General features: G+C 31.4%; 1 protein-coding gene. It reads left to right on the forward strand.

The features are described 5' to 3' along the window. The coding region (locus D7Y11_RS42965; protein ID WP_148139311.1) for an MFS transporter at positions 1 to 406 on the forward strand (406 nt) is incomplete at its 5' end. Positions 407 to 436 lie beyond the last annotated feature (30 nt).

Genomic DNA, 436 nt, shown 5'->3' on the forward strand with positions numbered 1-436 from the left:
TTTTTTGACAGAATATTCATTTATATTGGAGGCAACAATTTTTATGGCATTAATGTCTTTAGGACAATCCTTATTCCAGCCAGCAAATAATTCCCTTATTATGTCAAATTGCCCGAAAGAGCAGCTTGGTATAGCTGGAAGCGTTAATTCCCTAGTAAGAAACTTGGGGCAAATTGTTGGAATTTCTCTGTCAACTACTATTCTATACCTATTTATGAGCCAAAAATTACACTATCAAGTTTTAGGATATGTATTTGGAAAGGATTATGCCTTCGTATATGGAATGAAAAATGACTATAGAATTTTATCAATGATTTGCTGCATTGGCATAGTATTAAATATTGTTCGAGTATTCAAAAAGAAAAAGACTGTAGATACTAAAACTGAACTGAACTCTGTCAAATAGACAGAAGAAAAAAATTATTTCTTATAGCAC

This window comes from Corallococcus sp. AB018, assembly GCF_003986945.1.
In the GTDB taxonomy this organism is placed as follows: domain Bacteria; phylum Myxococcota; class Myxococcia; order Myxococcales; family Myxococcaceae; genus Corallococcus; species Corallococcus exiguus.